Raw genomic sequence first — 21,677 nt, 5'->3', positions numbered from 1 at the left:
CCCGACCAGCGTGCACGCAATCTGGCCACGTCGGCATATACGGCGAGTTCAATCCTTGCGCATCCAGGCGAGCATGATCCGCACCTCGCGTAGCCGCCAGCCCATCGGGGTTCGCGCCACGGTGCCGGCCAGGCGCAGGCCGCCGGTTTGGTGCGGCGGTCGGCCGTCGCGGTAGTAGTACACGAGCGAGTTCGCCGTGGCCACGGCCTGGTCGCCGTCGACGTGCACCAGCAGATCGGTGGTCGTGTGCTGAGTGAGCTCGCCCTCGACCGGGGACTGTCGAATGAAGTCGGCGACCTTGTCGATACCTCGGACTTGGATTCGCGGCGAGTGGACCGCGACATCCTCGGTGAAGACGGTGTCGAGATCCTCAGATCGCACCTCGTCGAGTAGGCGGGCGAAGCGAGTGAACAGGTCGGCGATCTCGATACGGTCGGCGATCAGAGTCTGCGTGGACATGACATCCTCTTTCGTTGGTAGCGCCAATATTGGCACTGCCAACTTTACAAGTATTCGTTGGTTGCGCCAACGAAAGCGGTGGTGTCGTGGATCACAAAGCCGAGTTGGCTGCTCACCGTGGACAGTCGGCGTCCGATCGCTTCGTGCCGCTGCTCTCGTGGTCGCGTTGGATGAGTGCAGGCGGCCGGTCCGGCTCAGAAGAACCAGCCGAGCACCGCATCTCGCTCCGCGCCGAACGCCTCGTCGAGGGCGCGCAATTGCACGGCGTCCTTGGCTTGCAGACGGTTGGCTGCTGCGAAGACTCTGGCCGGGTAAGCCCCGAGATACATCGAGGCCAGGACGTCGATGCCGAGTTCGAAGTCGGGTGGGCGGGTGCTCGGTGTGCATTCGGCGATGCCGTCGCGCACCGTGAGTGCGAAGGTGCCGCCTGCGTTGCGGAACGGATCCTGCACTGCGAGAACGACATCGAGGTCGCGCAGGTATGAGCGAGCCGTCAACGCGGCGGGAACGTCCATGAGCCGCAGCCACAGTCCGTCGTAGCGCGCCGTCGTGCGCACCAGCCGCAGATCGGTGAGCAGATAGGGCAGCGGATCGTTGTCGGTGATCGCCGCCTCCACGTGAGTGCACAGCTCCAACCCGAACAGCGCCCGCCACAACGCGATATGCGCCTCCGGGGTCACCGCGCGCATCTCCTCGACCACTGCGGACTTGCCTTGTTCACGACGGTGATAGCGATACAGCACATAACCGTCCGGGTGCAGGAATGCGAAGAGCTCGGTGCCGCCGTCGCGGAACGCGGGCGAATCACTGAGGTCCATCTGCCAGCGGGCCTCGGGACGCGCCTGCGCACCGGGCACCAGGCGCCGCCATCGGTGGTAGATCGCGCGCACCGCCTCGCCCGCATCGGCCATGGTGCTGAGCACCACGCCACCCGGATCCGGTGTGGACGGCAGGAATTCGACGAACCGCCGATCGATCGAGACCGCGTTCTCCCGAATCGTCGGCCCGTACCCGAACCGGCCGTAGATGGCCCCCTGACTCGCGGTGAAGATGGTCAACGCGAGCCCGGCCGCCTCGGTCCGCCGATGCTGTTCGGTGTAGATGGCCCGCAGAATCCCGCGCCGCCGGTGCGTCGGAGCGACTCCGACCCCGGCGATTCCGCAGGCCTCGACCGTGCGCTCCCCGGGCACGGTCAGCGTCATCCGAGTGGACCTGGCATGTCCGACGACACGTCCGTCATCGATCGCGACGATCGCCTCCTCGGTGGGAAAGACCTGCGCCCGCAACTCCGCGTACTCCGGTTCGCTGCGCATCCCGAACGAGGTGTCGCCGAGCAACTGGATGTCCGCCACGTCGTTCTCGGTGGCCGACCGAATGGTGATGCCGGGTATCAGCGTCATCCCTCGACGATGGCACGCCACCCGACCCGCCCGCACCCGAATTACCGCCGCCACTTCGCACGGATCGACGCTCCGACGGACCGGACCGCAGTTATCCGGTCCGTACACCCCATCGATGACGATGACCAGTGTTCTTACCGAGTTGGACGCCGACAGAGAGCCGGGTGCGGGATGTTTTCGGCCGCGCCGCCGGGGGTGCGAGCGACGAGCCGCGCTCGCCGAGGATCCCGCGCTGGTGATCGCGGTGGTGTCGGCGAAGTTCATTTCGCTCGGCGGCTTTGTCCGCGCAGTCCAGCCGGTACTCGCTTCCAGTTCATGCCGCTGACGACGCGCCCGCAGCCGGAGATGTCGATACGGCAGGTCGTTCTGGTCTCGGAAATCTCGGCGACGGGTGTCTGCCGATGATGGATCCGATTGTGGTCGGGCGGGGTCGGCGCGGCAGGATGATGTCGTGGGTGATGTGATCGATATCGACGATCCCGCTGATCCGCGGGTCGATGACTTTCGCGATCTGAAGTCGGCGGATCGGCGGCCGGATCTGCCGGGGCGCAAGGGGTTGGTGATCGCGGAGGGGGTGGTGGTCGTGCAGCGGATGTTGGGTTCGCGGTTTCGGCCGAGTGCGCTGCTCGGGGTGGAGAAGCGGCGGGTGGAACTCGCGGAGGACCTGGCGCGGATCGACGTGCCGTATTACCGGGCGAGCGCCGAGGTGATGGCGGAGGTGGTCGGGTTCCACCTCAATCGCGGGGTGCTCGCGGTGGCGCGCAGGCCCGCGGAGTTGAGCGTGGACGATGTCATCGAGCGGGCCCGCACGGTCGCGGTGTTGGAGGGCGTAAACGACCACGAGAATCTCGGCTCGATGTTCCGGAATGCGGCCGGACTCGGCGTCGAGGCGATTCTGTTCGGCGATCGGTGCGCCGATCCGCTGTATCGACGTGCGGTGCGGGTGTCTATGGGGCATGTGCTGCGGGTACCGTTCGCGCAACTGCCGAAGTGGCCGGAAGGGCTGGATATGTTGCGGAGCAAGGGATTCCAGATCATCGCGCTCACTCCGAACCCGGCGGCGGCGAATTTGGCGACGGCGATGACCGGGGAACGGGTGGCGCTGCTGCTCGGCGCGGAAGGCCCCGGATTGACCGAGGACGCCATGCGAGCCACCGATATTCGTGCCCGCATCCCGATGGCACCCGGCACCGATTCGCTCAATGTGGCGACCGCGGCCGCCATGGCGTTCTATGAACGAGTGAGGACGTCATGAGGGGGAGGATGTCGTGAGTTACTTCCCGAACGGTGCGTACCGGCCTTACCAGCCGTACCAGGATCCGACCCCGTGGGCAGCCGGCCTCACCGTCGCGACCATGGTCGCGCTGCTGACTGCCGTCGCGGTGTACGCGTTCGGATCGGCACTGGCGGATGTCCATCCGCTGCTCGCGATCCTGGTCAACCTCGTCGCGGTCGGCGGCGCCGCTCCCACAGCCTGGCGCTGGCGCCTCGCCCCGGTGACCCGCTGGGTCATCGGTGGCGGCGCGGCCGGTGTGGTGCTCGGCTGGCTGGTCCTGATCATCGGCGGTCTGTCGAGCTAGCAGACGGCTTCGGTTCGGCGCGGGACCGCGACCGCTATGAGTCCGGGCAGCGCGCGAGTCGGGGTGGCGGCCAGTCAGGCCGGAGCCAGTTGGGTGCTCCTCGTCGATCTGGCGTGGTCTTCGATCTAGCCGGCTAGGTGACACAAAGCATCCACCCGCTCACGAGACGCGATCCTTGCCGCGCAGCCAGTCGAGCAGACCGCGTCGCTGTTTCGTGTCGCCGTTCCGCTGCTCCAGTGGAATCAGATCGGCGGGGTTGGGGGCTTGTCCCTTGGGATAAAGGGTGAATCCGCAGACCGCGATATCGCCTGGCCCCAAGGCGCCTTCGGGAGCCGGGGCACGGTAGTGGAATCCGAGCCATTCGTTATTGGCGGCGTCGGCGAAATCGGGTGGGTCGAAGGGGAGGGTCTGCGGGTCGGGCAGTTCTCCGGCCCGCCAACGCACCGGATGATCACCGGCCCAATACGAACGCTCCCACACCAGCGGAAGGCCCTCGTCTTCCAGGATATTCACCCGCGTCGAGCTGAACGCGCGCCGGAATTCGCCACGCTCCCAATGGGCGAACGCGCCCCAGCCGTGCTGCGCGTCGAACGAGATCAGATAGGTGTGCTCCGAGGCGAGCGGGCGAACCAGCAACTCCGGCAGCGCCGTCGGATGCGCCCGCGCGGCCTGTGCCGAGCACACCACCGTGACTCCGGGATAGCAGCCGATGTACACCTCGTCGGCATCCGGTCCGGCGCAACCGCCCAGCGTGCCGACCATTATCGGCATGACATCGCGGTCCGTGTGCAGCTGTTTCGCCAGTGCGAGCGCGGCTTCGGGATCCGGATCGTGATTCGCGCGGAGTACCGCCAACGGATCCTGTGCGTCGACGTACCAGAGAGACGAAGCCTTGGACAGCATTTCCGGCACCTCCCGATGGTTGCACCAAACAGCTCCGCGAACTTCGAGCAACCCACAGCGCCCTCTAGCAACTCCCGCAACCGTGAACCGCCCGACGTCGACTTATCAAGTCGTCGACACCACCGAAAATCTACCCGCACTGCCGCGCCAACGTCGCACCTTCCGCATTCGAACACGCCAGCACCCCCCAGAAATTCCCAGCAAACAATTAGCTGAGCGATCGGAATCAAGATCAGGTGGAATCCATGGCGGCATCGCCCGAGAAGCCCCACCACCATGTCCACCTGATCTTGATCTGCGGCCGGAGCCGCGCCGGATGCGCTGCGCGCGGAGGGATCGGCCGTTACGGAAGACCCGGCTGCGCATTGTGATTGCGCTGCGTCTTGTGTCTGGGCTCTCGCGCTTGGGCCCTACCTGTTCGACGCAGCCGACGTCCTCGCGTTTTGGACCTACCTGCTCTCGACGCAGCCGACGGCCTAGGCGTTGGGGCTTACCTGTTCTCGACGCAGCCCACGCCCTCGCGTTTGGACCTGCCTGCTCTCGACGCAGCCGACGCCCTAGCACTGGGATCTACCTGTTCGACGCAGCCGACGCCCTAGGCGTTTGGACCTGCCTGTGCTCCCGACGCCCTACAACTCCAGCGCCCCAAGGCCCGCACCCCGCCCCGGAACTCACAGCCCAGGAACGAAACTCAGTGCCCCGAGCTACGCACCCCGAGCAACACGTCCTCCCAGGACGGCATCGGCGCCTTCCCGCGCTTGTTCCGAGCGGCCTTCGCAGGCGCCTTCTTCGCCGCTTCCTCGGATGCGGCAGGCTTAGCGGCAGCAGACTTCGGAGCCTTGGCGGGTGCAGCTGGCGCGGCGGGGGTGGTACCCGCACCGGCCGGTGCGCCACCGGCGGCAGGTGTCGTATTCGTCCCGGCGGTCACCGGAGCGGAACCATTCGCGGCCGGAATGGCATTCGTGCTCGCGGCGGCCGGGATCGCGGCCGCCGCACCACCCGCGTTGACCGGCGTGCTGCTACCACCGGCCGCGACGGAACGCTGCTCGTAGTACTCGTCCAATGTCGGCTGAGTCCGCGCGGCTGGACGCGCCGGTGCCGTCGCGGCCTCGCGCGCCGGACGGCTCTCGGCCGGACGGGTTTCCACCGGCCGGGTCTCTACCGGCGGTTCGGGCGCCGCGGGCGCCTCGATCTCCGCCTGCGGCGGCAGAATGGTGGCGAGCCCGCGTAGGGCACGGCCGAAGTCGGGATCGATCAGATCCGAGGCCGGATCGTCGAGCGGGGAAACCGAGCCGCCGTGCGCGTCGGGCTGGTAGCGCCAATGCGCCGCGATCTCGGAACGGCCGTTCTGCCATTGCAATTGCGCGACCCAGAAGCCCTTTTCGTCCTTCCAGGCATCCCACTCGGCGTTCTCGAGTGTGTGCCCGCGCTCGGTGAACGCGGCGGTGACGATATCGATCAGGGTTTCCACGGCCGGACCGTCGGCGCGCACCGGATGCGCCTTCTGCGCGAGTTCGGCGGCGCGTGCCCGCTCCAGCAGCACCGGATAGGCGAATCGCTCCACGCGACTCAGCGGCATACCGGATTCTTCGGTGACCTGTTCTACGGATGCCCCGGCACGGATACGAGCTTGAATATCGCGGGGACGCATAGTTGCTTCCATCTCGATCTCAATCTGGCCGAATCGGGCAAGGTCTCCGCGTGCGGCGGCTCGAAGCTTGTCGTCGGCGGGCAGCCGGTACTTGGTGCCGGTCTCGGTGTCGATGCACACGATGTGCGTGGAGTCGGGCGTCACCCCGATCACTCGAAGTTCACGCACCGTTACCTCCTTATCGCGTCGGCTCGCGACACCGCCCACTTTCCGAAACAGTAGTGCACTACTGATAATCTCGAGGCAAGACACGCGGGGCGGAAATCTGCGAAAGACCCTCCGCGCCCCGCTAATCTGCTCTATTCGTATCTTCGGCCGCGCGGGCGCGGCGTGTTCGCGGCCCCCCGGTGTCTCGCGGCCGAGCCGTCGAGACTCGCGCCTGCGGCGCATGCGCTTCGACGACTCGGCCGCGAGACGGGCCGCGAACGGTCGCTCGTAAGACTCGCTCCGTGGTGGTCGGTAGTGCGGGTCACTTGCGTCGAGTTCAGTGTTCGCGGCCCGTTGGTTGGGCCATGGTGGTTTGAGCCGAGTGGTTTGTCAGCCGAGTTTTTCGACAACCCAGTCGATGCTACGCGTCAGCTGCGAAACATCCTCGGGGTCGATGGCCGGGAACATGCCGACGCGCAGCTGGTTGCGGCCGAGCTTGCGGTAGGGCTCGGTGTCCACGATTCCATTGGCGCGCAGCACCTTGGCGACGGCGGCCGCATCGACCGAGTCGGCGAAGTCGATGGTGCCGACGACCTGTGAGCGGTGCGCCGGATCCGCGACGTACGGGGTGGCGAAGGAGCTCGACTCGGCCCAGGAGTACAGCCGCGACGAGGAATCCAGCGTCCGCTTGACCGCCCAGTCCAGCCCGCCGTTGCCATTGATCCACTCGATCTGGTCGGCGAACAGCAGCAGGGTGCCCAGGGCGGGAGTGTTGTAGGTCTGGTCCTTGGTGCTGTTGTCGATCGCGATCGGCAGCGAAAGGAAGTCGGGGGTCCAGCGACCCGAGGCCTTGATCTCCTCGACCCGGGCCAGCGCGGCCGGGCTCATCAGCGCGACCCACAGGCCACCGTCGGAGGCGAAGCACTTCTGCGGCGCGAAGTAGTACACATCGGCATCGGTGATGTTGACCGGCAGACCACCCGCACCGGAGGTGGCGTCGATGGCGATCAGCGCGTTCTCCGAACCCGCCGGACGCTGCACCGGGATCGAAACACCGGTGGAGGTTTCGTTGTGCGCCCAGCCGATGAGGTCGGCCGACGGGTCCGAAACCGGTTCGGGCGCACTGCCCGGCTCCGCCGAGACCACGATCGGATCGCCGATGAACGGGTTGCCCTTGGCCACCGCGGCGAACTTCGAGCTGAACTCGCCATTGGTGAGGTGCAGCGAACGCTCGCGGATCAGGCCGAAGGCGGCGGCATCCCAGAACGCCGTGGTGCCGCCGTTACCGAGCACCACTTCGTAGTCGGCGGGCAGTGCGAAAAGTTCACGCAGGCCGCTGCGCACGCGCGCGACCACATCCTTGACCGGCTTCTGCCGGTGACTGGTTCCGAATACCGAGGCGCCGACGGAGACCAGAGACTGCAACTGCTCCGGGCGCACCTTGGAGGGGCCACAGCCGAACCGTCCGTCGGCGGGCTTGAGATCGTCGGGAATAGTCGGGAACTCAGCGGTCATGGCCAACAGGGTAGACGGTGGTAACGCTGTGACTCTGACCACACTCCAGCTAACGTTGTCGCCCATGAACCTTGCGTCGGCTAACACGGGGTGGCGAGCGCGTAGCAGGGGGCCGCGGAACTTCGGATTGCGCGCGGGGGCGCTATCGGATTCGCAGCGGCGCGAATTGCTCATTCACGGCGTGATGGGCTCGGCGACCATCCTCGGTGTGCGGCCGCGACGCAGCGAACCCGGACACGTTTTCTGGGTTCGAGTGCAGGTAGAAGGCGTGCTGCCATACGAAACCCGGGTGCGGCAGCGGATGCGGCCCGACGACCTGGAGTGGATGCAGGCCGGTGATGTGGTCGGCTGCCGGGTCGATCCGGGCGATCGCGACCGCCTGGTGCTCTACGTGCCCGATATCGCCGAGACCGGCCGGGCGAGCATTTCGAAGATCCTCGCCGACGGCCGCCGTGCCGATGCCACGGTGCTCGCCGCCGCACCGGTCGCCGCCGACTACGCCGGTCGCGATGACCCGGTACTGCGCCTGGACCTCGAACTGCGTGCCTGGGACGAGGCGAAACCGTGGCGGGTGCGCCTGATCCAACCGGTACCGCTGGCCGCGATCGGCCTCGTCGATCTGGGTCAGCACCTCGAGGTGGCCTTCTTCACAGTCGACCGCGGCGAATCCGTCGCGGTCGACTGGCTCGCCTCCCTCGGCGACGACTAGCGAGGCGGCTCGATGCTCGAGCCGCCATGTCGCTAACTCTTGGCTTTCACCCGGGCCAGCGCATGTCCGGTGAGCGCGATCAGCGCGGTCTTGGCGGATTCTCGATCCCGCGCGTCGATCATCATCACCGGAACATCGTCGGATAGCGAGAGGGCATCGCGGATGGCCTCCTCGGGAAACTTGGGGGCGCCTTCGAATTCGTTGACCGCGACCAGGAACGGTAGGCCGAGTTCCTCGAAATAGTCGACCGCCGCGAAACTTTCGTCCACTCGACGAGTGTCGACCAGCAGGATCGCCCCGATCGCGCCGAGGCTGAGGTCGTCCCACATGAACCAGAACCGGTGCTGGCCAGGGGTGCCGAACAGGTACAGCACCAGATCGTCGTTCAGGGTGATCCGGCCGAAATCCATGGCCACCGTGGTGGTGGTCTTATCCGGGACCGCCGAGGTGTCGTCGATTTCGGAGCTCAGATCCGTCATCAGCGCTTCGGTTTTCAGCGGAACGATATCCGAAACCGCGCCGACCAGCGTGGTCTTGCCGACCCCCATCTCGCCGGCTATCACGATTTTCGCCGAGACCGCGCGGGACGTGGTCTCGGGTGGTGCTTGTTCAGGTGCGGTCATCGAACATCCTCGGCTGCAAGGGGTTTCAACTTACCAGTGGCTCTTCCGTCACGTACCCCCCGCTGATACCGGTTCAATCCTGTGCGGATCGCTTCCGGGTCGCGGCGCGTGCTCGCCGCAGATTCCGTTGCCGCCGACCCCGACTCGGCCCCACCCGGCACCAACTGATTCCCTGGATCTCGTTTCGGTAGCCCGGACGTTGTCCTTTCCGTGATCGTGGCATCCGCCGCCCGCTGCGCCGCGGACCAGCCTTCATCCGCCGCCGAATGCCAATTGGTCAAAACCGGTAGCTCCCCTGTAGTCGGATCAGCCAACCACGCCGACATCATGCCCGCGAAAATCGGCGTCGCCGCTTCCCCCTTGGTGGGCTGCGCGGATCCGTCCGACGTGGATTCGACGGACTCCGCCGAATCCACGTCCTCGGATTGGAAGAACGAGGTCGTCTTGGTCACCCGCTCCTGCGGACCGGTCGGGGGACCCGAATCGGCCACGCTAGCGGAAGGGGGAGGCGCGCTAGCTGCCGCGGTGGTGCTGGACGGCTTCGTGGCAGCCCCGCCCGCTTTGCGACGTCCCTTGCGGTTGACTCCCGGAACCCGTTTCGGCAGACCATAACTGGTGATCACCGGCGGCGCCGCGGGGGCGTCGGGCTCCGGTTCCGCAGGCTTGGGTGCTGCCGACGGCGGGGCACCGATCCGCCGCGCCGCAGGTTCGGCCTTGGTAGCAGGCGTGACCGCCTTGGTCGCGCCCTTGGCAATCCCCACGCCCGCCTCGGCAACACCCGCGCCCGCCGCCGCCGTCGCCTTGGTACCGAGCGTGTCCCGATGCACCGGAATCACCGGCTTCAGCGTCGCCGGATCATCCGAATCCTGCGACGGCACCTCGATCAGTGCGGGCGGAATGTGCAGGCTCGCGGTGATTCCCGGACTGAGCGCACGATCGTGCGTCCGGCGCAGCCGAACCGTGATGCCGTGTCGCTCGGCGAGTTTGCCGACCACGAACATGCCCATCTGCCGCGTCGTCGCGACGGTGACCGCGGTCGGCGTCGCCAACCGCTGGTTGATCTCGTTCAGTTCGTTCGCCATGATGCCGATGCCCTCATCGACGACCTCGATGAGCAGGCCGCCCTCGGAGGTCCGGCTGTAGGCGAAGGTGACATCGCTATCGGGCGGTGAGGCCCGCAGCGCGTTCTCCAGCATCTCGGCGATCAGATGCACCACATCGGTGGCCGCGATGCCCGCGACCCAACCGTCCGGTGTGGCACCGGATTTGACCCGCTGATAGTCCTCGACCTCGGAAACCGCGGCGCGCAGGATATCGCGCACCTCGACCGGTCCGGACCGATCGTGCCGCGACCGCGTTCCGGCCAGCACCAGCAAATTGGCGCTATTGCGCCGCATACGCGCGGCCAGGTGGTCGAGTCGGAAGAGGTGGCCGAGCCGCTCGGGATCCTTCTCCTCGAATTCCAGCGCCTCGATCATGCTGAGCTGGCGATCCACCAGCGTCTGGTTGCGCCGGGCCATGGTCTCGAACATGTCGTTGACCTGATCGCGCAGCAGTTGCTGCTGTGCGGCGAGTTTGAGTGCCTGGGTGTGCAAACCGTCCACGGTGCGGGCGATTTCGCCGATCTCCTCACCGGTGTGCACCGGCACCGGTTTCACCTCGATGTCCTCGAGTTGAGCGCCGCGCATGATCCGCTCGACCTCGCTCGGCAGATCCTTCTCGGCGAGTTCGTTGGCGCCTGCCCGCAGCCTGCGTAGTGGCTGCAGCAGCGAGTGCGCCACCCACAGTGCGAGCGCGAGTGCCGCGATTACGGTCCCGAGGACGACCAGGGAGGCCTGTACGGCCGCGGAACGGGCCTCGGCGACCTTGTCGTCGACATCGCGGATGACGCCCTGCACGATCTGGCGGGTCAATCCGGTGAAGACATCGCGGGATTCGATGGCCAGCCGCCGCAACTCCACCAGGTCGACGACGTGCGTGCGCATCGCGACCTCGATCATGTCCTTGAGCACGGCGTTATTCGGCTGCACCACCCGATCGAGGTCGGGCTTGGCCGCGGGCATTACCCGTTCGATGGCATCGCCCATGGCCAGGATGCGCCCCTGCGCGGTATGGAAATTCTCGGCCTGAGACGGCTGTTGGATCGCCGTCATGGCCGCCATCAGCCAGTTGAAGCCCTCGACCTTGCCGGCCAGCACATCGGAGAGCTGTGCCTTCGCGGCCACGACCGAGGCGATGCCGATCGGGGTGAGCAATTTGTCCACGGTGCCGATGGCATCGGCGACGATCGCGTTGTTGAGCTCCACGGCCTTCACCGGATCGCCGCCGCCCTTACCTCCGGAGCGGATGACTTCGCTGGTCGCGGTCATCTGCCGCAGCGCCCTGGCGACTGTCGCATCGATGCCCTTGCGGCCCGCGCGCAGCGTGGCTTCGGTGATAGCCGTTGACAATTCGACCAGGTCCTGGTCGGTGGTGGTGCCGTAGACCTGCCCACCGGCGACGGTCGAGGCCGCCGATTCGAGTGCGGTGATCGCCGGAATATCGGAGATGCGGTCGGCCGCACTGTCGTATTCGGAGTAATCACGGAAGAAGACCGTCAGGCGCAGACCACCGAGCAGAATGGCCGCGGCCAGCGGAAGTGCAACGGCCGCGCCGACTTTCCAGCGGACTCGCCATTGCTCGAGATTCCGCCATCGAGTGTGCGCGAAGATTCCCTGCGCCACCCTACATACCGCCTTCCGCTCGGATCGCGCCGATCCGGTCACCTCGCGCTGGCGAAATGCCCGGTGCACGGCCGCAATCCGTCTCACCTTTGTTTTTTCGAGCGACCGGCAGGCGGTCGGCTGACGTCGGGACACCGGTCAGCACCGGTACCATACTGGCTCGCCGCCGAGGGTTGCGCGTTATTGGCGCGATCCCAGGGGCGTGCACGCCATACCGTAATAATTGCACCCCGCGGCTCACCGGCACGATGGCGTGCCGAGCCCGACTACGGGTGGCAACGATACTCAGAGATGGACAAAGGTGAACCCCGCAGATCGCAGCGCGGACAGCGCCGCCGTCATCCCGGCGGCCGTTCCGGAATTCGGCCGGTGCATATGCGCCAGCGAGATCGCACCGGGCGCGGCGGCTTTCATCGCATTCTGTACCTGCGCGGCGCTCGCGGTGGCGCCGTAGTCGGCATTGATGCTGAAACCGACCGGCCGCTCACCCAATTCGTTGACGATCGCGACCGCGACATCGTCGTAGTGTGCGGTACCCGCACGGAAAAACCGCGGCGGTTTGCCGAGCAGCGTCGTCAGCCGCTGGTGATTGGCCCAGACCTCGTCGACGGCCTCCTGCGGCGAGCCGGTGCCCGGGATTTCGTAGGCGGCCCGGCCGGTCACCGAGAGCGGTTTATGTGCCACACCATGATTGGCCAGCTCGAACAGCGGATTGGCGGCCAATTGGGCGGCGCGGCCGGGATTCGCATCGATCCAGCGTTTATTGAGGAAGAGCGTGGCCGGAATCTGCTGGGAGATGAGCAGATTCAGCAACGTCTCATCGATATCGTTATTGCCGGGCCCGCCGCACGCGTCGAAGGTGACCGCCATCTGTTTTCCGGTCGCCGCGAAAGTGCTGGTGATGCCGTCCATCGCCATGCCCCACCTGGTCGGCTGCGCACCCGCGTGTCGTGCGGCCACCGCCACGGGGGAGCTCGCCGCGGGCGCCTGCGGCACCGGGGATCTCGGAATGGCCTGCACGTCAACGGCATTCGCGGCGGTGGTCGTTCTCGATTGCGCGCCGGTCGTATTGCCCTTATCGGTACTGCAACCAGCGACGAAAGCCGCAGCCGCGGCACCGAATCCGATCAGCCGCCGCCGCGACACATTCCTATCCAGCATTCCCCGTTAACTCTCTCTCACAGCGTCCCCCGAGATGCTACGCGGAATGTCGACAGCGAGTTTGCTCACTCACGCAACAGCCACGGAGCGAGTCTTACGAGCGACGTCTCGCGGCCGAATGGCCGAAGAGCACGCGCTATCGGCGCAGGACTCGACTGTCCGGTGCGTGTGCATCAAGTGCAGTGCCGATCGATCGGCTATCCGCAACCCCGACGGAGCGAGTCTTACGAGCGACCCGTTCGCGGCCCGTCTCGTGTCCGAGTCGTCGAAGCGCATGCGCCGTAGTGCGCGTGCCTCGCCCATCCAGCAGGCGTGCACTAGGTGCTGAGCGTCCCGCCGTCACCGACCACCACGGAGCGAGTCTTACGAGCGACCCGTTCGCGGCCCGTCTCGTGTCCGAGTCGTCGAAGCGCATGCGCCGCAGGCGCGAGTCTCGACGGCTCGGACACGAGACACCAGGGGCCGCGAACACGCCGCGGCCACGCGGCCAACAACACAGCTACACGTGCGCGACGGCGGACCAGCCGGTGACGTCCTGCGGCTGGCGCGGGGCGGGGCCGGTGTAGATGGCGGCCGGGCGGACCAGCTTGCCCAGCTGCTTCTGCTCCAGGATGTGGGCACACCAACCGGCGGTGCGGCCACAGGTGAACATCGCGGGCATCATGTGCGCGGGGACCTCGGCGAAGTCCAGGATGACCGCCGCCCAGAATTCGACATTGGTCTCGATGGCGCGGTCCGGACGACGCTCGCGCAGTTCGGCGAGCGCGGCCTGCTCCAGCGCGGCGGCGACCTCGAAGCGCGGGGCGTTCAGGCGCTGCGCGGTCGCGCGCAGTACCCGGGCGCGCGGGTCCTCGGCCCGGTAGACCCGGTGGCCGAACCCCATCAGCTTTTCTTTGCGGTCCAGGATGCCCTTGACCAAAGCGCGTGCGTCACCGGACTTTTCGACGGCCTCGATCATCGGAAGCACGCGCGCGGGCGCGCCGCCGTGCAGCGGACCCGACATCGCGCCGATCGCGCCGGACAGCGCCGCGGCGACATCGGCGCCGGTCGAGGCGATCACCCGGGCGGTGAAGGTGGAGGCGTTCATGCCGTGCTCGGCCGCGGAAACCCAGTAGGCGTCGATGGCCTCGGTGTGCCGCGGATCCGGATCGCCCTTCCAGCGGGTCATGAACCGCTCGGTCACCGTGGTGCACTCGTCGATCTTCTTCTGCGGCACGGCGGGCTGGTAGATGCCGCGTGCGGACTGCGCGACATAGGACAGCGCCATCACCGAGGCGCGCGCCAGATTCTCCCTGGCGGTCTCGTCATCGATATCGAGCAGCGGTTGGTAGCCCCAGATCGGGGCGAGCATGGCGAGTCCGGCCTGCACGTCGACGCGCACGTCACCGGTGTGCACCGGCAGCGGGAACGGCTCGGCGGGCGGCAGGCCGCGACCGAATTCGCCGTCTACCAGTAGTGCCCATACGTCGCCGAAGGTCACCCGCGAGCCGACCAGGTCCTGGATGTCGACGCCGCGATAGCGCAGCGCGCCGCCGTCCTTATCGGGTTCGGCGATATCGGTGGTGAATGCCACCACGCCTTCCAGACCGCTGACGAAATCAGGGGGTACGGCGGTTTGCCCGCTGGGCACCGCATGGCTGGTAGTCATTCTGTGACTCTCCCTTGCACTTCGGTTCGTTCCTCAGCGACTGTTTGCGGGTCGCTGGAAAAGGCCTGTTCTCGTCGATGAGGGGTGTGGCTCGCCGAGCACATGCCGATCAACAAAACCTTAGCTCCCTGCTACCGCGGAGTAACGTCTGGCCCATGCGTGACCTGGACAATTCATCTCTCGGTCAGGAAATGGCCGCAAACGATCGGGTTCTTTTCCCGGCGACCGATTTGGCCGCCATGCGAGTCGACTACGGCGGCATGCCATTCGGCAGCGGTGAGGACACCGATCTGGACGAAACCTGGCTGGCGGGCGGCTGGGAGCCGCTGCTTCGGCATTGGATCGAACAGGCCACCGCGGTCGGCATCGCCGAGCCGAATGCCATGGTGGTCGCGACCGTCGCACTCACCGAGTCCGGGCCGCGTCCGGTCGCAAGGACCGTGCTGTGTAAAGGCCTCTCACCGGAAGGTGTGACTTTTTACACGAATTACGACTCGGCCAAGGGCAACCAACTGGCGGGCGTGCCATTCGCCGCCGCGACATTCGTCTGGCCAGCATTGGGCCGACAGATTCACGTGCGCGGGCCGGTCGAGTTGGTTTCCGCCGAGACGACCGCCGTCTACTGGCGCTCCCGGCCGCGCGATTCGCAGTTGAGCGCGTGGGCCTCGCGCCAATCCCGGACGATCGCCTCGCGCGCCGAACTCGATCGCACGCTGGCCGAGACCACCGCACGCTTCGCCGATGTGGACGAGATTCCGGTGCCGCCGCACTGGGGCGGTTATCTGATCCGTCCCGACGAGGTGGAGTTCTGGCAGGGTCGCCGGGGTCGGCTGCACAATCGGATCCGGGTGCGGATCAGCGGCGACACCATGAGGGTCGACCGACTACAACCCTAGAAGCCCACCCGTCACCCGATCACCAACCCTGATCGAATCGCTCCGCGATCCTGAATCGTCAAACCCCGACATTGTTGGGCTACTGACCGACTCATTACGCTTCGGTCGGTGAAACTGCTCGCCGACACCACCCCGCTGCGCTATCCCGAGTTCCGACGGTTGTGGACCAGCAACATCGTCACCGTCATCGGTTCGCAGTTGGCCGTGGTGGCCGTCCCGCAGCAGATATTCCAGATCACCGGCAGCTCCGGCTATGTCGGCCTGGCCGGTCTGTTCGGCCTGGTCCCGCTGATCGTGTTCGGTCTGTGGGGCGGTGCGCTGGCCGATGTGATGGACCGGCGCAAGCTCATGCTCATCACCAACTGCGGTACCGGTGTGACCGCACTCGCGTTCTGGGTGCAGGCCGCGGTCGGACTCGACAACGTCTGGATCGTGCTCGGACTTTTCGCCGTGCAGCAGGCGCTTTTCGCGGTGAATCAGCCGACCCGCAGCGCCGCCATCCCGAGGCTGCTGCCCACTGAACATCTGGCGGCGGCCAGTGCGCTCAGCATGACCGTGCAGCAGACCGGTGCCATTGCCGGACCGGTGCTCGCGGGCGTGCTGATTCCGGTGGTCGGCCTGTCCACCCTGTATCTGATCGACGCGATCGCGCTGCTCGCCACCATTTGGGCGGTGTGGCGGCTGCCCGCCATCCCGCCGACCGGAACGGCGCGCAAGGCCGGATTCCGCACTGTCCTGGACGGTTTCGCCTATCTGGCGACCCAGCGCATCCTGCTCGCCTCTTTCGTTGTCGACGTGATCGCCATGGTCTTCGGCATGCCGCGCGCCCTCTACCCGCAGATCGCGCACGAGACCTTCGGTGATCCGGCGGGCGGCGGCGTCGCGCTCGGTTTGCTGTTCGCTTCGATCTCGGTCGGCGCGGTGCTCGGCGGAGTGTTCTCCGGTTGGATCTCGCACGTGCGACGCCAGGGTCTCGCGGTGGTGGTCTGCATCGCGCTCTGGGGAGTGGCCATGGTCGGCTTCGGCATCGCCGTCGGCTGGACCGGTCACGGCCTCGGCATCGGGCCGGGACTGTGGATCGCGTTGGCCTGCTCGGCCTTCGGCGGCGCGGTCGATATGGTTTCGGCCGCGCTGCGCATCGCGATGCTGCAGGCCGTCACCACCGACGAGATGCGCGGCCGCCTGCAAGGAGTGTTCATCGTGATCGTCGCTGGTGGCCCGCGCATCGGTGATGTTGCCCACGGTTTTGCCGCAGCGGCCCTGGGTACCGCGGTTGCCGCGGCGGGCGGCGGCGTGCTGGTCGTTGTCGGGGTGTCGCTGGCTGCGCTCGTGTTCCCGGCCTTCGTGCGCTATCGCGTCGCCAGGTCGCACTCGGTTCCGGTGTCGGACAGCGCGACAAACCTCACCTGACACGAAGTTGTTTGTGAGGTCGGCCGGTGGGCACCCTCGTTCTCGGGCCGCGCGAGTAGCGACTAGCGTCTACGTGAGAGCACCGCCGTGCCGACCGCACCCCGATGCCGACGGTCCTAGCCTGAGAGGGATCCTTCCGTGCCCGAAAAAGACCACATCAACGACGCCAAGCCGGTTCTGAGCTACCCCGGCGGCGAATATGCCATGACGATCGCCCAAGCCAAAGAGGGCAATGACGGCATCGACCTCGGCAAAATGCTGGCCAGCACCGGGTATGTGACCTACGACCCTGGCTTCATGAACACCGCGCCGACCAAGTCGGCGATCACCTACATCGACGGCGAAGCGGGCATCCTGCGCTACCGCGGCTACCCGATCGACCAGCTCGCCGAGTCCTCGACCTTCATCGAGGTCAGCTACCTGCTGATCTACGGCGAGCTGCCGAGCCAGGCGCAGCTGGACGAGTTCACCGACCGGATCCGCCGCCACACCCTGCTGCACGAGGACCTCAAGCGGTTCTTCGACGGCTTCCCGCGCAACGCGCACCCGATGCCGGTGCTGTCCTCCGCCGTGAACGCGCTTTCGGCGTACTACCAGGACTCGCTGGATCCGAAGGACCCCGAACAGGTCGAGCTGTCGACCATCCGACTACTGGCGAAGCTGCCCACCATCGCGGCCTACTCGTACAAGAAGTCGGTCGGCCAGCCGTTCCTCTACCCGGACAACTCGCTGAGCCTGGTGGAGAACTTCCTGCGGATGACCTTCGGCTTCCCGGCCGAACCCTACGAGGTCGACCCGGAGATCGCCGCCGCACTCGACATGCTGCTGATCCTGCACGCCGACCACGAGCAGAACTGCTCCACCTCGACCGTGCGCCTGGTCGGTTCCTCCGACGCCAACCTGTTCACCTCCGTCTCCGGCGGCATCAACGCGCTGTGGGGCCCGCTGCACGGCGGCGCCAACCAGGCCGTGCTGGAGATGCTGGACGGCATCAAGGCCGAGGGCGGCAACGTCAAGGAATTCATCCGCAAGGTCAAGAACAAGGAAGACGGCGTGAAGCTCATGGGCTTCGGACACCGCGTCTACCGCAACTACGACCCGCGCGCCTCGATCGCCAAGAAGCATGCCGACGCGATTCTGTCCAAGCTCGGCGGCGACGACGAATTGTTCGATATCGCAAAGTCTCTGGAAGAGGCCGCGCTCACCGACGAGTACTTCATCTCGCGTCAGCTGTACCCGAACGTCGACTTCTACACCGGTGTCATCTACAAGGCCATGGGCTTCCCGACCCGCATGTTCACCGTGCTGTTCGCGATGGGCCGACTGCCGGGCTGGATCGCGCACTGGCGGGAAATGCACAGTGAGCCTTTGAAGATCGGCCGTCCGCGCCAGATCTACACCGGTTACGGTCACCGCGATTACCACGACATCGCTGGCCGTTGATTTCTGTCCGCAACATCATCACCTATCAGAGGGGATAGCCGAATGACCAAGCCGGAGATCGAATTCCAGGCGGGCCCAGCGCCCACCGAGCTGGTTATCAAGGACATCGTCGAGGGCGAGGGCGCCGAGGCTGTGCCCGGCGGCACCGTCGAGGTGCACTATGTCGGCGTGGAATTCGACTCCGGCGAGGAATTCGACTCCTCTTGGAACCGTGGCGAATCCATCACCTTCCCGCTGCGCGGCCTGATCCAGGGCTGGCAGGACGGCATCCCCGGCATGAAAGTCGGCGGCCGCCGCCAGCTGACCATCCCGCCGCAGCTCGCCTACGGCCCCGCCGGTTCCGGCCACAAGCTCTCGGGAAAGACCCTGGTCTTCGTGATCGACCTCCTCAGCGTCGTCAACTGACCCCACCCCGACCGCGGCCCGTGCCCCCAGTGGGCACGGGCCGCGGTCGTTTCAGTCGGCCGAGAATGTATCGGTGGCGGAAACGTCGAGAGTGCCCCTCCACCAATGCATTCTCGTCCGGGCATGATTAGCGGCGGTGTGGGACTTTCGCGCAGAGTACCGCCGGAAACGCGAAAACCGGTCCGGGGGTGCGGATGACGGGTGCTGCCACCGTCACGCGTTCCCGGACCGGTTCGCGGTTGTGTGTCTTACTTCGGCGGTGCGGTGACCTTGACCGGCTTACCCCACGCCGACAGCGTCACCTTGATGGTGCCCGGATCCCGCTTGACCACAGCCTGAACCAGGTTCGGGCCGTTGCCGGGCGAGGCGGCCGTGGACGGCAGGGCCGATGCCCCACCCGACGGCGGGGCGACATCCGCGATCCACAGGGTAATCGGGAAGGTGCCCGCCGGGTCACCGGACTTGGGCACGATGGGGTCGATGACCGTGGAGTCGATGGTTCCGGTCACCTTCACGGTGTCGGTGCCGTCGACCTTCTCCCGGCCCTCCACCTTCGGATTCTGCACCTGAGCGATCAGGTTGGCCAGGCCCTTGTCCTTGTCGAGGATGACGCCCGGGTCGTAGATCTGTTCCGCCGGACCGATTTTGGCGTAGGCGGAGGAGCTACCGGTCTGCGCGTACATTTCCTTGTCGACGACCAGGAACTTGGCCTGGATGAAGTCGGCCTCCGGCTTGGTCCGGACCTTCGCCTCGCCGATCGCCTGACCGGCGCCCTGCGGCTGGTTGGTCACATCGGCCGAGACGCTCTCCACCGGGAGGGTGGTGAGGTTGTCCACCTTCAGATTCAGGTGCACGGCCTGCAGGGTCTGGGTGGTCCGTGCGGACTCCTGCACGATCTGCGCGGCATCGGGCAGCTGACCCGAAGGCGGCGCGGACGATGTGGTCTTCGAGTCGGAGCTGGAGTCGCAGCCTGTCACCAGTGCAGCGAACATCGACGCCGCGACCACGGCGGGCACGAGACCCGTTCGGCGAAGTCGGATTCGGTGCGAGGTGCGTGCTCGCGCTGTCAGATCACTCAATGTTCTGCCCCCAGAAGAGTGCGAGGTCGGGTAGGACCGGGTGGTTAACGGGGACAGCTGGTGCTGCCGCCCGGTGTGGTGCAGCATTTCGCCCGCCAGATTAGCCTGTCCCACACGCCAACTCGACCCGGCAGTGGGAAGGCGACCTCTACCGAATCGCGCATGCTACGCAGGCTGACGTTACCCTTGGTTCGGTCTTCTCGCAGAGATCGGGGGGAATCCGACGCGAAAGTTACCGGGTTAAGGGATTGTTTAGTGAGATGTAAGGCGCTGGAAGCACGATGCTGTCACGAAGGTTCAGGCAGTGTGTGTGACTTCGGGGGGACATCCGGTTCGCCGGATGAAGCGCCCCCGCGCCTGTCCGCGATACACGCCATAACCCCGGGGCCGATAACGGCCACCGAACCGCGGATCAGACACGGAGGAATGCGATGACGAACAGCCAGCCAGAAGCGGAGGAGCGGGACTTCCGTAGACCGCCCGGCCCGCCTCCTGGCGGTGGCCCGCAACTCTCGAATGTGTGGGTTTACAACGGAAAAGCCTACGATCTGAGCGACTGGATCTCCAAACATCCCGGCGGCGAGTTCTTCATCGGGCGAACGAAAAATCGCGATATCACCTCCATCATCGGCTCCTATCACCGCGATCCCGAGCGAATCGGACGAATGCTCGAACGGTATGCGTTGGGGCGCAACGCATTACCCGAAGATATTCATCCGAAGGCCAACGCGCCCGACTTCCTCTTCAAAGAGGGTTTCGACAGTTGGCAGGACACCCCGAAGTACCGATTCGACAATAAAGACGATCTGCTGCACAAGGTCAAGGCGCGGCTGAAAGAACCTGAGCTGGCCGCGCGACTGCGCCGCATGGACACGATCTTCAACATCGTGGTCGCGGTGTTGGCGGTCGCGTACTTCGCGGTGCAGGGTCTGCGCCTGTTCGAGCGCAGCTGGATGCCGCTGCCCGTCTTCGTCGTCCTGATGGTGCTGCTGCGCAGCTCGCTGGCCGGGTTCGGCCACTACGCGATCCATCGCGCGCAAAAGGGCATGAACAAGATCTATACGAACACCTTCGATTTCAATTACGTCGCACTGGCTTTCGTCACCGCGGATGGGCACGCGCTGCTGCACCACCCGCATACCCAGAGTGAAGTCGATATCAAGAAGAACGTCTTCACCATGATGATGCGGGTGCCCCGGTTGTATCGGGTGCCGATTCACACCCTGCACAAATTCGGGCACACGGTGACCGGCATGACCATTCGACTCCTCGATGTCTGCCGCCTCACCCGCAAAGTCGGCATCAAAGATATGTACGGCACCTGGGGTGGTGCGCTGCCGCACTTCATCGGTTCGTTCGGGGTGCGCGCGCTATTGCTCGGCGAGTTGGTGGTCTTCACGCTGGCGGGCGACTTCTGGGCCTGGGCACTGCAATTCGTGGTGACGCTGTGGATCAGTACCTTCCTGGTCGTCGCGAGCCATGATTTCGAGGTGGAGGCCGAGGAACTGCCCGCCGCCGATACCGAGGACTGGGCCGTCAATCAGGTGGAGCAGGCCTACGACCTGAAGGTGCTCGGAAATCGTTATATCGACTGCTTTCTCGCGGCCGGTCTGAGTTCGCACCGGGTCCATCACGTCCTGCCGTTCCAGCGCAGCGGTTTCGCCAATATCGCCACCGAGGACGTATTGCGCGAGGAGTCCGCGAAATTCGGTGTCGAGTGGCTTCCGGCGAAGAGTTTCTTCACCGACCGGTTCCCGAAACTCTGCCGCACCTACCTTTTGTCGCCCTCGCGCGAAGCCGAGGAACGGAATTGGGGCTTCATCCGCGAGCACTGCTCGCCCGGGGCACTGAAAACCTGTGCGGTCTACACCGTGCAGGGGTTCACCGGAATCGGCACGGTCTGAGCCGTTTCCGCAGATCGACCG

General features: G+C 66.0%; 18 protein-coding genes. 8 read left to right on the top strand and 10 right to left on the bottom strand.

Features of this window, described 5'->3' with window-relative positions:
• Positions 1–48 precede the first annotated feature (48 nt).
• Together ACQP1T_RS35895 and ACQP1T_RS35890 are read right to left on the bottom strand one after the other, a co-directional pair.
• Positions 49–459, bottom strand: a complete 411-nt coding sequence (locus ACQP1T_RS35895; RefSeq protein WP_433757418.1) for a nuclear transport factor 2 family protein — start codon at positions 457–459, stop codon at positions 49–51.
• A 194-nt stretch (positions 460–653) separates the two neighbouring features.
• Entirely contained in the window at positions 654–1,859 is a 1,206-nt protein-coding gene (locus ACQP1T_RS35890) for a GNAT family N-acetyltransferase (RefSeq protein WP_433757417.1), read from the bottom strand.
• A 451-nt stretch (positions 1,860–2,310) separates the two neighbouring features.
• Between ACQP1T_RS35890 and ACQP1T_RS35885 the strand changes: the two genes are divergently transcribed.
• Complete coding sequence (locus ACQP1T_RS35885; protein WP_433757416.1) at positions 2,311–3,114, top strand: TrmH family RNA methyltransferase; 804 nt, start codon at positions 2,311–2,313, stop codon at positions 3,112–3,114.
• Positions 3,115–3,127: 13 nt separating this feature from the next.
• Complete coding sequence (locus ACQP1T_RS35880; RefSeq protein WP_433757415.1) at positions 3,128–3,439, top strand: DUF2537 domain-containing protein; 312 nt, start codon at positions 3,128–3,130, stop codon at positions 3,437–3,439.
• 159 nt (positions 3,440–3,598) lie between these two features.
• Here the strand turns inward: ACQP1T_RS35880 and ACQP1T_RS35875 are convergent, their stop codons facing one another.
• The 3 genes from ACQP1T_RS35875 to serC all read right to left on the bottom strand — a co-directional run bounded on the left by ACQP1T_RS35875 (position 3,599) and on the right by serC (position 7,655).
• On the bottom strand, positions 3,599–4,342 hold the full coding sequence (locus ACQP1T_RS35875; protein ID WP_433757414.1) for a DUF6928 family protein: 744 nt from the start codon (positions 4,340–4,342) through the stop codon (positions 3,599–3,601).
• Positions 4,343–5,033: 691 nt separating this feature from the next.
• On the bottom strand, positions 5,034–6,161 hold the full coding sequence (sepH, locus tag ACQP1T_RS35870) for a septation protein SepH (RefSeq protein ID WP_433757413.1): 1,128 nt from the start codon (positions 6,159–6,161) through the stop codon (positions 5,034–5,036).
• A gap of 369 nt (positions 6,162–6,530) precedes the next feature.
• Entirely contained in the window at positions 6,531–7,655 is a 1,125-nt protein-coding gene (gene serC, locus ACQP1T_RS35865) for a phosphoserine transaminase (protein ID WP_433757412.1), read from the bottom strand.
• A 127-nt stretch (positions 7,656–7,782) separates the two neighbouring features.
• Here serC and ACQP1T_RS35860 point away from each other — a divergent pair, with 127 nt between their 5' ends.
• On the top strand, positions 7,783–8,364 hold the full coding sequence (locus ACQP1T_RS35860; protein WP_433757411.1) for a hypothetical protein: 582 nt from the start codon (positions 7,783–7,785) through the stop codon (positions 8,362–8,364).
• 32 nt (positions 8,365–8,396) lie between these two features.
• On the opposite strand, the gene ACQP1T_RS35855 is transcribed toward ACQP1T_RS35860, so the two are convergent.
• The 4 genes from ACQP1T_RS35855 to ACQP1T_RS35840 form a co-directional block, all read right to left on the bottom strand.
• A complete protein-coding gene (locus ACQP1T_RS35855; RefSeq protein ID WP_433757410.1) occupies positions 8,397–8,987 on the bottom strand; it encodes a GTP-binding protein in 591 nt (196 codons plus the stop codon).
• Positions 8,984–11,845, bottom strand: a complete 2,862-nt coding sequence (locus ACQP1T_RS35850; protein ID WP_433757409.1) for a HAMP domain-containing sensor histidine kinase — start codon at positions 11,843–11,845, stop codon at positions 8,984–8,986. Before ACQP1T_RS35850 ends, ACQP1T_RS35855 begins: the two co-directional genes overlap by 4 nt.
• A 150-nt stretch (positions 11,846–11,995) precedes the next feature.
• Positions 11,996–12,856 carry a polysaccharide deacetylase family protein gene (locus ACQP1T_RS35845; RefSeq protein WP_433757407.1) on the bottom strand — a complete coding sequence of 287 codons (861 nt, stop codon included), beginning with the start codon at positions 12,854–12,856 and terminating at the stop codon, positions 11,996–11,998.
• A gap of 514 nt (positions 12,857–13,370) precedes the next feature.
• The gene (locus tag ACQP1T_RS35840; RefSeq protein ID WP_433757406.1) at positions 13,371–14,519 is read right to left on the bottom strand and encodes a citrate synthase 2; all 1,149 of its coding nucleotides are present in this window, start codon (positions 14,517–14,519) and stop codon (positions 13,371–13,373) included.
• A gap of 191 nt (positions 14,520–14,710) precedes the next feature.
• Here ACQP1T_RS35840 and pdxH point away from each other — a divergent pair, with 191 nt between their 5' ends.
• The 4 genes from pdxH to ACQP1T_RS35820 all read left to right on the top strand — a co-directional run bounded on the left by pdxH (position 14,711) and on the right by ACQP1T_RS35820 (position 18,673).
• A complete protein-coding gene (gene pdxH / locus ACQP1T_RS35835) occupies positions 14,711–15,415 on the top strand; it encodes a pyridoxamine 5'-phosphate oxidase (protein ID WP_433762491.1) in 705 nt (234 codons plus the stop codon).
• A 108-nt stretch (positions 15,416–15,523) separates the two neighbouring features.
• Positions 15,524–16,825 (top strand): MFS transporter, encoded by a 1,302-nt coding sequence (locus ACQP1T_RS35830; RefSeq protein WP_433757405.1) that lies wholly within the window; start codon positions 15,524–15,526, stop codon positions 16,823–16,825.
• Positions 16,826–16,963: 138 nt separating this feature from the next.
• The gene (locus tag ACQP1T_RS35825; RefSeq protein ID WP_433757404.1) at positions 16,964–18,268 is read left to right on the top strand and encodes a citrate synthase; all 1,305 of its coding nucleotides are present in this window, start codon (positions 16,964–16,966) and stop codon (positions 18,266–18,268) included.
• A gap of 42 nt (positions 18,269–18,310) precedes the next feature.
• A complete protein-coding gene (locus ACQP1T_RS35820; RefSeq protein ID WP_433757403.1) occupies positions 18,311–18,673 on the top strand; it encodes an FKBP-type peptidyl-prolyl cis-trans isomerase in 363 nt (120 codons plus the stop codon).
• A gap of 248 nt (positions 18,674–18,921) precedes the next feature.
• On the opposite strand, the gene ACQP1T_RS35815 is transcribed toward ACQP1T_RS35820, so the two are convergent.
• Complete coding sequence (locus ACQP1T_RS35815; protein WP_433757402.1) at positions 18,922–19,752, bottom strand: LppX_LprAFG lipoprotein; 831 nt, start codon at positions 19,750–19,752, stop codon at positions 18,922–18,924.
• A 431-nt stretch (positions 19,753–20,183) separates the two neighbouring features.
• Between ACQP1T_RS35815 and ACQP1T_RS35810 the strand changes: the two genes are divergently transcribed.
• On the top strand, positions 20,184–21,656 hold the full coding sequence (locus ACQP1T_RS35810) for a cytochrome b5 domain-containing protein (RefSeq protein WP_433757401.1): 1,473 nt from the start codon (positions 20,184–20,186) through the stop codon (positions 21,654–21,656).
• The last annotated feature ends 21 nt before the right edge of the window (positions 21,657–21,677 follow it).

The organism is Nocardia sp. CA-135398 (assembly GCF_050955845.1).
Lineage (GTDB): Bacteria > Actinomycetota > Actinomycetes > Mycobacteriales > Mycobacteriaceae > Nocardia.
This window is presented reverse-complemented; position numbering and strand designations above follow the sequence as displayed.

Excerpts from the sequence above, each read along its gene's own strand:
- ACQP1T_RS35895 (WP_433757418.1), bottom strand. The coding sequence starts at position 459 with ATGTCCACGCAGACTCTGATCGCCGACCGTATCGAGATCGCCGACCTG.
- ACQP1T_RS35890 (WP_433757417.1), bottom strand. The coding sequence starts at position 1,859 with ATGACGCTGATACCCGGCATCACCATTCGGTCGGCCACCGAGAACGAC.
- serC (WP_433757412.1), bottom strand. The coding sequence starts at position 7,655 with ATGACCGCTGAGTTCCCGACTATTCCCGACGATCTCAAGCCCGCCGAC.
- ACQP1T_RS35875 (WP_433757414.1), bottom strand. The coding sequence starts at position 4,342 with ATGCTGTCCAAGGCTTCGTCTCTCTGGTACGTCGACGCACAGGATCCG.
- ACQP1T_RS35820 (WP_433757403.1), top strand. The coding sequence starts at position 18,311 with ATGACCAAGCCGGAGATCGAATTCCAGGCGGGCCCAGCGCCCACCGAG.
- pdxH (WP_433762491.1), top strand. The coding sequence starts at position 14,711 with ATGGCCGCAAACGATCGGGTTCTTTTCCCGGCGACCGATTTGGCCGCC.
- ACQP1T_RS35855 (WP_433757410.1), bottom strand. The coding sequence starts at position 8,987 with ATGACCGCACCTGAACAAGCACCACCCGAGACCACGTCCCGCGCGGTC.
- ACQP1T_RS35810 (WP_433757401.1), top strand. The coding sequence starts at position 20,184 with ATGACGAACAGCCAGCCAGAAGCGGAGGAGCGGGACTTCCGTAGACCG.
- ACQP1T_RS35840 (WP_433757406.1), bottom strand. The coding sequence starts at position 14,519 with ATGACTACCAGCCATGCGGTGCCCAGCGGGCAAACCGCCGTACCCCCT.